At 71.9% G+C, this 13,864-nt stretch carries 14 protein-coding genes; 8 read left to right on the top strand and 6 right to left on the bottom strand.

The annotated features are described in order from the left end of the window. The first annotated feature begins 6 nt into the window (after positions 1 to 6). Both ACZ7EG_RS01140 and ACZ7EG_RS01135 read left to right on the top strand, forming a co-directional pair. Complete coding sequence (locus ACZ7EG_RS01140; protein ID WP_471070454.1) at positions 7 to 1,458, top strand: aldehyde dehydrogenase; 1,452 nt, start codon at positions 7 to 9, stop codon at positions 1,456 to 1,458. 2 nt (positions 1,459 to 1,460) lie between these two features. Further along, entirely contained in the window at positions 1,461 to 1,694 is a 234-nt protein-coding gene (locus ACZ7EG_RS01135) for a ferredoxin (RefSeq protein ID WP_344457593.1), read from the top strand. Positions 1,695 to 2,003: 309 nt separating this feature from the next. Here the strand turns inward: ACZ7EG_RS01135 and ACZ7EG_RS01130 are convergent, their stop codons facing one another. Continuing rightward, positions 2,004 to 2,663 carry a TetR family transcriptional regulator gene (locus ACZ7EG_RS01130; protein ID WP_471070452.1) on the bottom strand — a complete coding sequence of 220 codons (660 nt, stop codon included), beginning with the start codon at positions 2,661 to 2,663 and terminating at the stop codon, positions 2,004 to 2,006. A 211-nt stretch (positions 2,664 to 2,874) separates the two neighbouring features. Between ACZ7EG_RS01130 and ACZ7EG_RS01125 the strand changes: the two genes are divergently transcribed. From ACZ7EG_RS01125 to ACZ7EG_RS01115, 3 genes are read left to right on the top strand one after another with little or no spacing between them, the layout of a single operon-like run. Next, positions 2,875 to 4,320 carry a glycosyltransferase family 4 protein gene (locus ACZ7EG_RS01125; protein ID WP_471070450.1) on the top strand — a complete coding sequence of 482 codons (1,446 nt, stop codon included), beginning with the start codon at positions 2,875 to 2,877 and terminating at the stop codon, positions 4,318 to 4,320. After that, the gene (locus ACZ7EG_RS01120) at positions 4,314 to 5,063 is read left to right on the top strand and encodes a class I SAM-dependent methyltransferase (protein ID WP_053672097.1); all 750 of its coding nucleotides are present in this window, start codon (positions 4,314 to 4,316) and stop codon (positions 5,061 to 5,063) included. The genes ACZ7EG_RS01125 and ACZ7EG_RS01120 overlap by 7 nt, the downstream gene beginning before the upstream one ends. Beyond that, complete coding sequence (locus ACZ7EG_RS01115) at positions 5,060 to 6,130, top strand: prenyltransferase/squalene oxidase repeat-containing protein (protein WP_471070447.1); 1,071 nt, start codon at positions 5,060 to 5,062, stop codon at positions 6,128 to 6,130. The genes ACZ7EG_RS01120 and ACZ7EG_RS01115 overlap by 4 nt, the downstream gene beginning before the upstream one ends. Before the next feature lie 96 nt (positions 6,131 to 6,226). On the opposite strand, the gene ACZ7EG_RS01110 is transcribed toward ACZ7EG_RS01115, so the two are convergent. After that, positions 6,227 to 6,517, bottom strand: coding sequence for a hypothetical protein (locus tag ACZ7EG_RS01110; protein WP_471070445.1), 291 nt, complete (start codon positions 6,515 to 6,517; stop codon positions 6,227 to 6,229). Positions 6,518 to 6,701: 184 nt separating this feature from the next. Here ACZ7EG_RS01110 and ACZ7EG_RS01105 point away from each other — a divergent pair, with 184 nt between their 5' ends. From ACZ7EG_RS01105 to ACZ7EG_RS01095, 3 genes are read left to right on the top strand one after another with little or no spacing between them, the layout of a single operon-like run. Further along, entirely contained in the window at positions 6,702 to 7,949 is a 1,248-nt protein-coding gene (locus tag ACZ7EG_RS01105) for a hypothetical protein (protein ID WP_471070443.1), read from the top strand. Next, positions 7,946 to 9,511, top strand: coding sequence for a vWA domain-containing protein (locus ACZ7EG_RS01100; RefSeq protein WP_471070441.1), 1,566 nt, complete (start codon positions 7,946 to 7,948; stop codon positions 9,509 to 9,511). Before ACZ7EG_RS01105 ends, ACZ7EG_RS01100 begins: the two co-directional genes overlap by 4 nt. Beyond that, a complete protein-coding gene (locus tag ACZ7EG_RS01095; RefSeq protein ID WP_471070439.1) occupies positions 9,498 to 10,247 on the top strand; it encodes a hypothetical protein in 750 nt (249 codons plus the stop codon). The genes ACZ7EG_RS01100 and ACZ7EG_RS01095 overlap by 14 nt, the downstream gene beginning before the upstream one ends. 12 nt (positions 10,248 to 10,259) lie before the next feature. Here ACZ7EG_RS01095 and ACZ7EG_RS01090 read toward each other — a convergent pair whose 3' ends face one another. From ACZ7EG_RS01090 to ACZ7EG_RS01075, 4 genes are all read right to left on the bottom strand, one after another. Beyond that, a complete protein-coding gene (locus ACZ7EG_RS01090; protein WP_471070437.1) occupies positions 10,260 to 11,273 on the bottom strand; it encodes an LLM class F420-dependent oxidoreductase in 1,014 nt (337 codons plus the stop codon). 99 nt (positions 11,274 to 11,372) lie between these two features. After that, positions 11,373 to 12,203, bottom strand: a complete 831-nt coding sequence (locus ACZ7EG_RS01085) for a hypothetical protein (protein WP_471070435.1) — start codon at positions 12,201 to 12,203, stop codon at positions 11,373 to 11,375. Positions 12,204 to 12,361: 158 nt separating this feature from the next. Further along, positions 12,362 to 13,309 carry an N-acetylmuramoyl-L-alanine amidase gene (locus ACZ7EG_RS01080; RefSeq protein ID WP_471070433.1) on the bottom strand — a complete coding sequence of 316 codons (948 nt, stop codon included), beginning with the start codon at positions 13,307 to 13,309 and terminating at the stop codon, positions 12,362 to 12,364. A 62-nt stretch (positions 13,310 to 13,371) separates the two neighbouring features. Next, positions 13,372 to 13,659 (bottom strand): hypothetical protein, encoded by a 288-nt coding sequence (locus ACZ7EG_RS01075; RefSeq protein WP_471070431.1) that lies wholly within the window; start codon positions 13,657 to 13,659, stop codon positions 13,372 to 13,374. Positions 13,660 to 13,864 lie beyond the last annotated feature (205 nt).

The following is a 13,864-nucleotide window of genomic DNA, read 5'->3' as shown; positions in this document are numbered from 1 at the left end:
TCGGCCATGACCGAGCTCGTGGAACACGGACAGCTGTTCATCGGCGGGGAGTTGACCGACCCCCTGGGCCAGGACGTCATCGAGGTGGTCTCGCCGCACACCGAGGAGGTCATCGGACGCGTCCCGCACGCCTCGACGGCGGATGTGGACCGGGCCGTGGCGGCGGCGCGGCGGGCGTTCGACGAGGGGCCCTGGCCGCGCATGAGCCTCGACGAACGCATCGAGGTCGTCGGCCGGATCAAGGACGCCGTCACCGTCCGGCACGACGAGATCGCCCGCCTGATCTCCGCCCAGAACGGCTCGCCCTACTCCTGGAGCGTCCTCGCCCAGGCCCTCGGCGCGGTCATGGTCTGGGACTCGGCGATCACCGTCGCCCGGAACTTCACCCACGAGGAGCGGCGGGACGGCGTGCTGGGCCGGATTCTCGTACGGCGCGAGCCCGTCGGGGTCGTGGCCGCCGTGGTCCCCTGGAACGTCCCGCAGTTCGTCGCCGCCGCCAAGCTCGCACCCGCGCTGCTCACCGGCTGCACGGTCGTGCTCAAGCCGTCGCCCGAATCCCCGCTCGACGCCTACCTGCTCGGCGAGATCGCCCGCGAGGCCGGGCTGCCGGAGGGCGTGCTGTCGATCCTGCCCGCCGACCGGGACGTCAGCGAGTACCTGGTCGGGCACCCCGGGATCGACAAGGTCTCCTTCACCGGGTCGGTCGCGGCCGGCAAGCGCGTGATGGAGGTCGCCGCCCGCAACCTCACCCGCGTGACGCTCGAACTGGGCGGCAAGTCCGCCGCCGTCGTCCTGCCCGACGCGGACGTCGAGACGGCCGTGGCGGGCATCGCCCCCGCGGCCTGGATGAACAACGGCCAGGCCTGCGTCGCCCAGACCCGCATCCTCCTGCCGCGCTCCCGCTACGACGAGTTCGCCGACGCCCTGGCCGCCGCGGCCGGCGCCCTGACGGTCGGCGACCCGCTGGACCCGGCCACCCAGGTGGGCCCCCTGGTGGCCCGGCGGCAGCAGCAGCGCAACCTCGACTACATCCGCATCGGACAGGAGGAGGGCGCCAAGATCCTGACCGGCGGCGGACGCCCGGCCGGTCTGGACCGCGGCTGGTACGTCGAGCCGACCCTCTTCGGCGACGTCGACAACTCCATGCGCATCGCCCGCGAGGAGATCTTCGGCCCGGTCATCTGCCTGCTGCCCTACGGCGACGAGTCCGACGCCGTGAAGATCGCCAACGACTCCGACTACGGGCTGAGCGGCAGCGTCTGGACGGCGGACGTCGAGCACGGCATCGACATCGCCCGGCAGGTCCGCACGGGCACGTACTCCGTCAACACGTTCAGCCTGGACATGCTGGGCCCCTTCGGCGGCTACAAGAACTCGGGCCTGGGGCGGGAGTTCGGGCCCGAGGGGTACGGCGAGTACCTGGAGCACAAGATGATCCACCTCCCGGCGCAGGCGTAGCGATGGGCGACCGCTGGCACGTCGAGGTCGACCGCTCCCTGTGCATCGGCTCCGCGCAGTGCCTCCACCACGCGCCGGACGGCTTCCGCCTGGACGCCGCCCGCCAGTCCCGTCCGGCCGCCCCGGACATGGACGCGAACGAGAGGGTGCTGGAGGCGGCCGAGTGCTGCCCGGCGGAGGCGATCGTGATCACGCTGAGGGACAGCGGGGAGGCGGTCTTCCCCCCGGAGGAATAGGGCCCGGGTGGAGATGAGTAAATGCCCGGAAAATCATGATTGAAGGGGGTTTCAATCCCCTGTGGGCGTTCTATCCTGGAAGTCGGCCTACGAGGCGAGTGAGGGAGTCCGACCGGAGTAGCCGACGTCGGCGGGAAGTGGCATTTGGGCTTCCGCTGGTGCCGACTGCGACGGTAGGGCTGAGAGGCCGGAAGGGCGCAGGGCCGAAAGGCCGGGCGACCGGAAGGCGACCCCCATCACCTGATCCGGACCATGCCGGCGAAGGGAACCCGTCTCGTAGGTCCTTCGTGTGCCCGGGGCCTGCGGCGCTCACGGGGCGGTCGGCGCCGTCAGATCGATCAGACGGCACACCGTCTCGATGTCGATCTTCACCTGCGCGATCGAGGCCCGGCCCGACAGCCAGGTGATCAGCGCCGAATGCCAGGTGTGCTCGATGACCCGGACGGCCGAGAGCTGCTCCGGAGTCGGGTTCTCCTGGCCCATCGCGTCCAGGATGATCGCCGTCGTCTGGCGGGAGACCTGGTCGACCTCCGGGCTCACGCTGCGGTCGGCGAACGTCAGTGCGCGGACCATCGCGTCGGCCAGATGCGGCTCGCGCTGCAACGCCCGGAAGGCCCGCATCAGCGTCTCCGCGACCCGCTCGGCCGCCGTCTCGCCCTGCGGCGGCTTCTTCCGCAGCGTGCCGTGCATGTGCTCCAACTGGTCCTGCATCGTGGCGACCAGCAGGTGGATCTTGGAAGGGAAGTAGCGGTACAGCGTGCCGAGCGCCACCTGGGAGGAGTCCGCGACCTCCCGCATCTGCACGGCGTCGAAGCCGCCCCGGCTGGCCAGCTGCGCACTCGCGTGCAGGATGCGGCGACGGCGGGCCTCCTGCCGCTCCGTGAGGGGCGGGGAGTCGGGGGCTGCCGCTCTGGCTTCCACCTTGGCCGGCTTGTTCACCTTGGCGCTCACCTTGGCTTCCGCGGGCATGTGTCGGTCCCGTTCCGTGACCGTCCGTGAGGACGAGTGATCACACAGCATGGCACGGCGCCGGTCGTGGCGTGAATCACCTGATCCACTGCTCACAGCACCCTTACCTGCCGGTAGATTCAGAGCCTCCGGACGATCAAGTCTGAAACTTGTTCTAGATTAGCGTCCCGGCGTAATCTCGCGGGACAGTGCAGGGAGAAGGGGGCCCAGAGTGACCGCTGAGGCCAGGGAGGCCGGGGCTCCGGAGGCCCCCGCTGCCGACGGCTTGCGACCGCTCGACATCGCGCTCCTCACCTATAAAGGGAACCCGTTCTGCGGTGGCCAGGGCGTCTACGTCCGGCACCTCTCGCGCGAACTGGCCCGCCTCGGCCACCGCGTCGAGGTCATCGGCGCCCAGCCGTACCCCGTCCTCGACGAGGGCCACGACGGGCTGACCCTCACCGAGCTGCCCAGCCTCGACCTGTACCGCCAGCCGGATCCTTTCCGCACGCCCGGGCGCGGGGAGTACCGCGACTGGGTCGACGCGCTGGAAGTCGCGACGATGCGGACGGGCGGTTTCCCGGAACCGCTGACCTTCTCGCTGCGCGCCCGCCGCCACCTGCGCGCCCGGCGTGGCGAGTTCGACGTCGTGCACGACAACCAGACCCTCGGCTACGGCCTGCTGGGCGACGTCGGCGCGCCCCTGGTGACGACCATCCACCACCCCATCACCGTCGACCGGCAGTTGGAGCTGGACGCGGCGGACGGCTGGAAGCGGCGCGCCTCGGTGCGGCGCTGGTACGCCTTCACGCGCATGCAGAAGCGCGTCGCGCGCCGGCTGCCGTCCGTGCTCACCGTGTCCGGCACCTCGCAGCAGGAGATCGTCGACCACCTCGGCGTCCGGCGGGACCGCATCCACGTGGTCCACATCGGCGCCGACACCGACCTGTTCTCGCCGGATCCCTCGGTGCCCGTCGTGCCGGGCCGGATCGTGACGACGTCCAGTGCCGACGTGCCGCTGAAGGGCCTGGTGCATCTCGTCGAGGCGCTGGCCAAGGTCCGGACCGAGCACCCCGGCGCCCATCTCGTCGTCGTCGGCAAGCGGCCCGCCGAAGGACCGGTCGCCCAGGCGATGGAGCGGTACGGCCTCGCCGGTGCCGTCGAGTTCGTCAAGGGCATCTCCGACGCGGAACTCGTCGACCTCGTGCGCTCGGCGCAGGTCGCCTGCGTGCCGTCGCTCTATGAGGGTTTCTCGCTCCCGGCCGCCGAGGCCATGGCGACGGGCACGCCCCTGCTCGCCACGACCGGCGGTGCCATACCCGAGGTCGCCGGCCGCGACGGGGAGACGTGCCTGGCGGTACCGCCCGGCGACGCGGACGCCCTCGCCGCCGGCCTGGGCCGCCTGCTGTCCGACGCGGACCTGCGCGCCCGCCTCGGCGCGGCCGGACGGGAGCGCGTGCTCCGGCACTTCACCTGGGCCAGGGCCGCGGAGGGCACGGTGGCCCGCTACCGCGAGGCGATCGACAGGGCCGGGGCGCGCTACGTGCCGCGGGTTTCCGGCCGTTCGGGCCCCACGGCAGGTGCTGTACCCACAGCCCCCGCAGTCACGGCAGGTGCTGTCTCCGCAGCCCCGGCAGATGTAGAAGGCGTCAACTCCGAAAGCAGGGCCACGTGCTGACCGTCGACTTCTCCCGGTTCCCGCTCGCCCCGGGTGACCGGGTCCTGGACCTCGGCTGCGGGGCCGGGCGGCACGCGTTCGAGTGTTACCGGCGCGGCGCGCAGGTCGTGGCGCTGGACCAGAACGCCGAGGAGATCCGCGAGGTCGCGAAGTGGTTCGCGGCGATGAAGGAGGCCGGTGAGGCCCCCGAGGGCGCCACCGCCACCGCGATGGAGGGCGACGCCCTCGCGCTGCCCTTCCCCGACGAGTCCTTCGACGTCGTGATCATCTCCGAGGTCATGGAGCACATCCCGGACGACAAGGGCGTCCTCGCGGAGATGGTGCGGGTGCTCAAGCCCGGCGGGCGCATCGCCGTCACCGTCCCGCGCTACGGCCCCGAGAAGGTCTGCTGGAGCCTCTCCGACGCCTACCACGAGGTCGAGGGCGGCCACATCCGCATCTACAAGGCGGACGAACTGCTGGAGAAGATCCGCGAGGCCGGCCTGGAGCCCTACGGCACGCACCACGCCCACGCCCTGCATTCGCCCTACTGGTGGCTCAAGTGCGCGTTCGGCGTCGACAACGACAAGGCGCTGCCGGTGCGGGCGTACCACAAGCTGCTCGTCTGGGACATCATGAAGAAGCCGCTGGCCACCCGGGTCGCCGAGCAGGCACTGAACCCGCTGATCGGCAAGAGCTTCGTGGCGTACGCGACCAAGCCGCACCTGCCGCGTCTGGCCGACACCGGGGCGGACGCCACGTGACCACTCCCCGGACGGAACATCTGGTCCTGCCCGGGGTCCTCACCGCGGGGGAGGCCGCCGCGACCGTCGCCGGCATCCTCGCCGTGCAGCGCGAGGACGGTGCGATCCCCTGGTTCCGGGGGCACCACCTCGACCCGTGGGACCACGTCGAGGCGGCCATGGCCCTGGACACGGCCGGCGAGCACGAGGCCGCCGAGCGGGCCTACCTGTGGCTGGCCCGGCACCAGAACGAGGACGGCTCCTGGTACGCCGCCTACACCGACGGCGAGTTCGACGCGGTCACCGACCGGGGCCGGGAGACCAACTTCGTCGCCTACATAGCCGTCGGCGTCTGGCACCACTACCTCTCCACCGGCGACGACGCGTTCCTGGACCGGATGTGGCCGGCGGTGTACGCGGCGGTCGAGTTCGTGCTGCGCCTGCAGCAGCCCGGCGGGCAGATCGGCTGGCGGCGCGACGATGACGGAACCGAGACCACGGACGCCCTGCTGACGGGGAGTTCCTCCATCCACCACGCCCTGCGCTGCGCTCTCGCCATCGCCGAGCAGCGCGAAGAGGCCCAACCGGACTGGGAGTTGGCGGCGGGTGCGCTGCGACACGCGATACGCCACCACCCCGAGCGGTTCCTCGACAAGAACCGGTACTCGATGGACTGGTACTACCCGGTGCTCGGCGGTGCCCTGACCGGCGCGCAGGCCAAGGCCCGGATCGAGGAGGACTGGGACCGGTTCGTCGTCCCCGGGCTGGGGGTGCGGTGCGTGGTGCCCAACCCGTGGGTGACGGGGGGTGAGTCGGCCGAACTCGCGCTCGCGCTGTGGGCGATGGGGGAGTCCGACCGGGCGCTGGAGATCCTGCAGTCGATCCAGCATCTGCGGGATCCGGAGAGCGGGCTTTACTGGACCGGGTACGTCTTCGACGACGACGCGATCTGGCCGCGGGAGTTGACGACGTGGACCGCGGGGTCGCTGTTGCTGGCCGTTGCCGCGTTGGGTGGGCATGAGGCCACGTGCCAGGTTTTCGGCGGGGACTTGCCCGTGGGGCTGGAGGACTCGGACTGCTGCGCCTGAGAGCTCGGTGGGCTCGCCCGTTGCGCGGGCGCGGGGTGTGCGTGGCTTGTCGCGCAGTTCCCCGCGCCCCTGGAGGGCGAGCCCCTCACCGGGATGTCAGTGCCGTGCTCGATTGGCGATCGCGTGGCCCACAAGCAGGTACACCACGGCTGCCAGGCCGTAGCCGCAGACCACTCGGGCCCACGCCTCGTCGAACGTGAACAGGTCGTGCGACCAGCCGGCGAGCCAGCGGGCCGCGTCGTGGATGAACTGGACGAACGAATTGCCGGGGTTGGCGTCCAGCAGGTACATCAGGATCCAGAGACCCAGGATGAGGGCCATGATGTCGGCCACGACTGCGACGATCGTGCCGGCTTGATTCGCACCGTTGCGATATCGAGGGGACATGCTTTCCGGATTGCCCTTGAACTCTGGATGAAACCCGGCCCGTCGAGCCGCTTCCTCCGGCCTCCTTCGCGGGCTTCCCCGTGCGGCCAACCCACGTTCCCCGAAGGGTCGTTCGGGGTACACCGGCATCACCGACGATCCTGGCCCGGCCACTCGGGGAGGACGCCGGTGTCACGGGGGGAGCATGCAGGTGCCCGCGAACAGACCCGCCATCGAAGAGCCGCGGCTGACCGTCACCAGACCCCCGCGCCGACGTCTGCGCAGAGTGCTGGCGTCGGCGCTGCCCGTCCCGGTCGTCGGGCTGGCCCTGCTCGTGGCCTCCGGGAACCTGCTGCTGCCGCTGCGGCAGGTGGTCACCATCGAGGCCAAGATGGCCTCGAAGAGGGACTTCTTCCAGGACCCCGTCGTCGAGCGGCTGCTGATGAAGCACGGCTTCCGCGTGCACATCACCAACATGGGCTCGCGTGAGATCGCCAAGCAGGACTACGAGGGATACGACGTCGTCTTCCCCTCCGGTCAGCCGGCCGCCGACCTGATCAGCCGGGAGCGCGCCCGGGCGAACCGTCCGGTGCTGCTGTACCGCCCGTTCGTCAGCCCCATCGTGCTGGCCACCTACCGGGACTACGCCGAGGTGCTCACGGCGGAAGGCGTCGCGAAGCGCCTGCCGGGCCCGGCGGGCAGGCCGATGTACTACACCCTCGACATGCGGAAGTTCATCGACCTGGCCCGGGGCAAGCGGGCGGGCGTCCGACGCGACCCCGAGAACGGCTACCGCTGGGACGAGATCGACCGCGACGACCGCGTCCGCAACGGCAACAAGATCCTCGCCCAGACCTCGGACATCTGCGAAGCCAACTCCGCCGGCACCTACCTCGGACTCGTGGCCTTCGTCGAGCACGGGAACGACGCGCCGGACAACGAGGCCGAGGCGGAGCGGCTCGCCCGGAAGATCAAGCCGCTCCTCGTCGAACAGGGCCTGCCGTCGTCCGAGCGGGCCGAAACGTATCTGTCACCCGACGGGCAGAGCATCGCCCCGGTGACGGTGATCTACGAGCACCAGTTCCTCGCCCACCAGATCGGGCGCCAGGCCGAGAAGGGCGCGACCGACGACGAGCGCGTCCTGCTCTACCCGTCCACCCGCTTCGTCACCGAACCCCAGCTCGTCGCGCTGACCGGCAAGGGCGCCCGGCTCGGCGAACTGGTCGCCAAGGATCCGGAACTCCAGCACCGGGCCATGGAGTTGGGCTTCCGGGCCCGCAACGCCACCGGCGGCGCGACCGGCGACGAGCTCGCCCGGTTCCTCACCGAGCGGCACATCCCGGTGCCCACCACCTCCTCCGACGACACCCGGGCGGTGCTGCCCAGCCTGCCCCTGCTGGAGAGAATGATCGAGATCGTCGGCGACTGCCAGGACCGGGCGGGCAGCCGGTGAGGCGCCGCCGGGGTCTGCCGGCGCTCTGCCTGGCGCTCGTCGCGAGCCTCCTCACCGCCTGCTCGGGCGACGGAGACGGCGACACGGTCCGGCTGCGCGTGCTCGCCGGCCCCGACCTCGCCGTACTCGCCCCGCTGCTGGACGAGTTGAAGGACGAGACCGGTGTCGATCTGCGTCTCGACCTCCGGGCCGACGCCGAGACCAGGGCCCCGGACCGCGACCGGTACGACCTCGCGTGGCTGTCCTCCGACAGCTATCTGCGTCTCAGCGACAAGAACGCGATCCGCGGGCTGCAGCGCACGTCCACCATGACGTCCCCCGTCGTCGTCGGCCTGAAGCCGGACGTGGCGCGGCGGCTGCGCGCCCAGGTGCCCGGCTCCCGGCTCAGCTGGGCCGACATCGCCGACGCCGCCGCCACCGGCACCGTCCGCTTCGGCATGGCAGACCCCGGGCACGCCGGCAGCGGACTGGCCGCTCTCGTCGGCGTCGCCACCGCCGCGGCCGGCACCGGAGCCGCGCTGCGCCCCGAGGACGTCTCCTGCGACCGGCTGCGCGGCTTCCGCTCCGGCCAGACCCTCACCGCCGACACCGGCCCCGCCCTCGTCGACTCCTACGCCGACCACCAGGACGAGGCGAACGCCCTCATCACGTACGAGTCCGATCTGCTCGCCCTCGACGCCGGCGGCCGCCTCGACGAACGCCTGGAGATCGTCCGTCCCGAGGACGGCACGGTCCTGGCGGACTTCCCGCTGCTCCTGCTGAACCCGGCCCGGCGCACCGCGTACGACAAGGTCACGCAGTGGCTGCGGCGCGACTCGGTGCAGCGGCAGATCATGCGGCACACGCTGCGCCGTCCCGTGAACATGACGGTCACCCGGGAGGCCCGGCTGCGCGAACCGGTCGGCAACGCCCTCTTCTACCCCGACCGACCCGTCGTCCTGCGAACCCTGTTGGCGGACTACGGCGACCCCGACCGGCGCACCACCAGCCAGGTGGTCTTCCTGCTCGACTTCTCCGGCTCGATGCGCGGCGCCCGGATGGCCGCCCTGCGCGAGGCCTTCGCCGGGCTCAGCGGCGCGGACCCCACCGCCTCCGGCAAGTTCGCCCGCTTCCACCGGGGCGAGCGGCTCACCGTCGTCCGGTTCGGCGGCCGGGTGCTGGGGGAAAGGACCGTCACCGTCACCGGCCCGAAGGATCTGACGGCCCTCGCCGACACCGTCGCCCGGGGAGGCTACGGCGACGCCACCGCCGTATGGTCCGCCCTCGACCACGGCTACCGCACCGCCGCCCGCGAACTGGCCGCCGACCCCGACCGCTCCGTCTCACTCGTCCTGATGACCGACGGCGAGAACAACGCGGGCCTGCCCTACGCGGAGTTCGTGCGCCGCCACAGCGCGCTGCCCGCCGCCGTGCGCGCCGCCGTCCACACCTACCCCGTCCACTTCGGCGACGCCGACGCCGGTGAGCTGCGGCGCGCGGCGCAGAGAACGGGCGGACGGATGGTGGACGCCGTCGACTCGTCCCTTTCCGAGGCTTTCAGGGAGATCCGTGGCTGTCACTGACGCACTGTGGTGGAGCCTGTGGTGGCCGTGGATGACGGTCTGGCTGGCGACGGCCGCCGGCGCGGTGGTGCTCGCGGTGGTGCTGGTGCGCCATGCCCGGGAGCGGGGCAGGAACCTGCGGCGCTGGCAGTCGGCGTACAGCATCTGCCTGTACCTGGACGAGCAGGCGGTGATGGACCTGTACGAGCTCGGCAACTACCGGTCCGCGCTGGAGGAGGCCGTCGAGCTGCGGACGAAGGTCGACACGAGCGTCGGCTTCTGGAGCCGGATGCTGACATGGCTGTTCCGGTTCCGGCTGAAACGGGACGTCAGCCAGGAGACGTTCCGCAAGTTCGTGCGCAAGGACAAGCCGATCAACGTGATCGGCGTGGTCATGGAGGCCTTCGACCGGGCCGACGCCATCGTGCACGCCGACCTGACCACGCTGACGGTCGTCCCGAACCGGAACCTCGCCGACAACCTGGCGGACGGCCGCGCGGTGACCCTGAGCCGCATCGGCGAATTCGTCTCCGTCAAAGGGGTGTTCACCCGCGTGCCGGACGCGGCGGAGGGATTCGTCCTGCGGGCCGAGTACGGCGCCGGACAACCCCCGGTGCACATGCGCGTCGTGGCCCCCGGGGACGCGCGCCGCTCCATCCCGGCCGGCACCTTCACGGCCCGCTGCCTCGGCAAGATGACCGGCTGGCGCGAGGACACCCGGGAGGTGACGCTGGAGGCGATCGCAATCTTCTGGTGACCGCGCCGCCGCTCAGCGGGAGTTGAGGTCGGCGAGCACGCGCAGGGAGTGCGGGTCGGGGGCGAGGGCCAGCAGGTCGGTCACCGGCCCCTTCCGCCACGCCTCCAGCCGCTCGGCGATGCGTTCACGCGGCCCGACCAGGGAGATCTCGTCGGCGAAGGCGTCGGGGACGGCGAGCACGGCCTCCTCCCGGCGGCCGTCGAGGAACAGCCGCTGGATCCGGCGGGCCTCCTCCTCGTAGCCCATGCGCGCCATCAGGTCGGCGTGGAAGTTGCGGGCCGCGTGGCCCATGCCGCCGATGTAGAAGCCGAGCATCGTCTTCACGGGCAGCAGGCCCTCGGCGACGTCGTCGCAGACCCGGACCTGTGTCATCGGCGCGACCATGAATTCCTCGGGCAGCTCCGCCAGGGCCGGGCCGTAGACCTCCGGCCGGGTCGGTGCCCAGTACAGCGGCAGCCAGCCGTCGGCGATCCGGGTCGTCTGGGCGACGTTCTTCGGGCCTTCCGCGCCCAGCAGGACGGGCAGATCGGCGCGCAGCGGGTGGGTGATCGGCTTGAGGGGCTTGCCGAGACCCGTGGCGTCCGGGCCCCGGTAGGGGTGGGAGTGGAAGCGGCCGGCCAGTTCCACGGGGCCCTCGCGGCGCAGTACCTGCCGCAGGACGTCGACGTACTCGCGGGTGGCGGTGAGCGGCGAGGCGGGGAACGGGCGGCCGTACCAGCCCTCGACGACCTGCGGGCCCGACAGACCGAGGCCCAGCATCACGCGGCCGCCGGAGAGATGGTCCAGGGTGAGGGCGTGCATCGCGGTCGTGGCCGGTGACCGGGCCGCCATCTGCGCCACCGCCGTGCCCAGGCGGATGCGGGAGGTGTGCGCCGCGATCCAGGTGAGCGGGGTGAACGCGTCCGAGCCCCAGGACTCCGCCGTCCAGACCGAGTCGTAGCCGAGCCGTTCGGCCTCCTGCGCGAGGCGCACGTGGTCGGGGGAGGGGCCGCGGCCCCAGTAGCCGAGCGCGAGACCGAGCCGCATGCCTGCCTCCTGACGGTACGTCAGCTGACGGAGGCGACGACTGTACGGCAACGGCCCCCCACCCGGAAGGGCGAGGGGCCGTGCGAGAGGTGTGCGGGCTCAGCCGCGCTGGATGCCCGACGTGTCCTGCAGGACACCGCGGCGGCCGTCCTGCGTCTGGGCGACCAGGGCCGCTCCGCGCTGCTCGACGGCCAGGTACCAGGTGCCCGGGGCGAGTTCGGCGATCGGCGTCGGCGAGCCGTCCTCCGCGAACAGCGGCCGCGGCACCGGCACCGCGAACCAGAACGGGGAGAAGTCCCCGGCCGGCGGCTGCGGGGCCTGCGCCTGCGCCTGCTGGGGCTGCGGCTGACCGCCGTACGGCTGCCCCGGCTGCGGCTGGCCGTAGCCACCGGGCTGCTGCGCGCCCGGGTAGCCGTAACCACCGGGGGGCTGGGCGCCGTAGGGCTGCGGGGCGGCCGGGCGGGGAGCCGGGAGGAGGGCGCCCTTGAGGGCCGGGACGAGGGGGGTGGCGAGGGCGGCGGCGGCCATCAGCAGCGTGGCGACGAGGGCGAGGATGATGCCGATGCCGGGGCTCGGGGCCCCCTCGCTGCCGTTGTCACCGATGTTGTCGAAGCCACCGGGCACGTCGAAGATGTTGCCGAGCGCGCTCCACGCGGCGAACACCGTGAAGGCGGCGCCGAACTGGCCGAGCTCGATCCCCGCGATCTTCGGGGCCTGCGGCAGGCCACGCGCGACGACGACGAGTGCGGCGCCGATGATCCCGGCCAGCACGACGCTGAACACGACCGGGCCGCTGCCCCACAGGCTGGGGAGGTCGACGCTGTCGGGGACATTGTCGAACGAGTAGAGGTCGAGGAACGACGCGATCAACAGCAATACCGCTGCTCCGATCACCACGCCGTCGCCCCGAGTGAGGGAGCGGATATTCACTTCAGGTCCTTCGTAGGTCGTCTCATCGTCGGTAGAGGCGTCGCTGTCACCATGCCGCCGTCCGGACTCGGTGTGAAGCGCGGGGGAGGCCCCTCATCGTAAGGAGGACCCTATCGTCCGCCACGTCAGGGTGTCCGCCGGGATCTGCCGGTCCGGGACTACCCGCGCAGAAAACTCACGATTCCCTCGGAGATCCCTTGCGCCGCCTTCTGTCGCCACGCGCCGCTGGTGAGCAACGCCGCGTCCTTGCTATCGCGCATGTTGCCGCACTCGATGAACACCTTGGGAACCGTTGACAGATTGAGACCGCCCAGGTCCTTACGCGTGACGAGACCGCCGTCGCCGATGTAGTTGGAGGGCGCGCTGCCGGTGACGGCCACGAAGCGGCCCGCGACGCGCTCGCCGAGATCGCGGGAGGGGCCGACGATCGCCCGGGTGTCCGCGGCGCCGGAGTGGACCGCGCCCGGCAGGATCACGTGGAAGCCGCGGTTGCCGGCGCCCGAGCCGTCCGCGTGGATCGAGACGACGGCGTCGGCCTTCGCCTGGTTGCCGATCCGGGCCCGCTCGTCCACGCACGGCCCGAACGGCCGGTCGCCGTCCTGCGTCAGCTTCACCGTGGCGCCCTGCTTCTGCAGCAGCGTGCGCATCCGGTGCGCCACGTCCAGCGTGAACTTCGCCTCGGTGTAACCGTCGTTGGTGGACGTGCCCGTGGTGTCGCACTCCTTGGAGTTCGTCCCGATGTCCACTTTGCGGTTGATCTCGGAAGCGTGCCGGAAGTTGCCCGGGTTGTGCCCCGGGTCGATGACGACGACCTTGCCCTTGAGCGGGCCGGAGGCGGCGGGCGCGGACGCCGAGGGCGTGGCCGTGGGCTTCGGGGAGGCGCTCGGCTCCTTGGCGTCGTCGGAGGGCGCGCTCGACGCGGCGGGCGAGGAGGACCCTGCGGTCGCCCGCCCCGAACCCCCGTCGTCCCCGGAGCCGCCCACCGTCTCGTACACCAGCCAGCCGAGCAGCGCCCCCGGCACCAGCGCGGCGAGCGCGACGGTCAGGGGGCCGCGGCGGGGGCGGCGGGGCTGGGGAGGTTCGAAGTCCGGGCCTACGTACGACACGCCAGCCACCCTAGCGGCCGTGAGCGGGGGCAGCGGCCCGAGGACGGCCCGACGGGTGGCGGCTACGCCCCGTTCCCGCCGCTGTCCCCGTGCCGTACCGCCTCCTTCACCCGCGCCTCGACCTCCTGACGCGGTGTGCCCTCCTGCTTCGCGTACCCCGTCACCGCCGCCTGGACGTCCCGGGCGAGATCGCGCCAGGCCCGCCAGGCCGTCTCCCAGGTGCTGGTCTGCTGGTCGCTCCACGTGGTCTGGGTGGGCGGCCCGTACGCGTCCTGCAGCTGACGCACACGGGCGTACGCCTCGTCCGCCGCGCGCTGCTTCTCCACGAGCTCTTCGAAGGTGTGTGCCACGCGCCCGGATCCTTGGGCAGTGGCGGTCGCCCGCCGACGCGCCACGCCGCCCGTGGGCCGACCGGGCAGGGGTGTCGGGGGTGCGGTTCACCCGCCCAGCCGCCGGAGCGAGTGCCGTGCGTCAGACGGCCGGGCCCGTGTGTCGCGGGACCCGCGGCCCGGGTCCGTGAGCGGGACCTCGGCGAACGCCGCCGGGAGGGAGTGC

Source organism: Streptomyces sp. NPDC037100, assembly GCF_055606225.1.
This window is presented reverse-complemented; position numbering and strand designations above follow the sequence as displayed.

Bases quoted from the DNA above. Each gene is read 5' to 3' on its own strand.
- ACZ7EG_RS01140 (WP_471070454.1), top strand. From the start codon at position 7: ATGACCGAGCTCGTGGAACACGGACAGCTGTTCATCGGCGGGGAGTTG.
- ACZ7EG_RS01135 (WP_344457593.1), top strand. From the start codon at position 1,461: ATGGGCGACCGCTGGCACGTCGAGGTCGACCGCTCCCTGTGCATCGGC.
- ACZ7EG_RS01130 (WP_471070452.1), bottom strand. From the start codon at position 2,663: ATGCCCGCGGAAGCCAAGGTGAGCGCCAAGGTGAACAAGCCGGCCAAG.
- ACZ7EG_RS01110 (WP_471070445.1), bottom strand. From the start codon at position 6,517: ATGTCCCCTCGATATCGCAACGGTGCGAATCAAGCCGGCACGATCGTC.
- ACZ7EG_RS01105 (WP_471070443.1), top strand. From the start codon at position 6,702: ATGCAGGTGCCCGCGAACAGACCCGCCATCGAAGAGCCGCGGCTGACC.
- ACZ7EG_RS01090 (WP_471070437.1), bottom strand. From the start codon at position 11,273: ATGCGGCTCGGTCTCGCGCTCGGCTACTGGGGCCGCGGCCCCTCCCCC.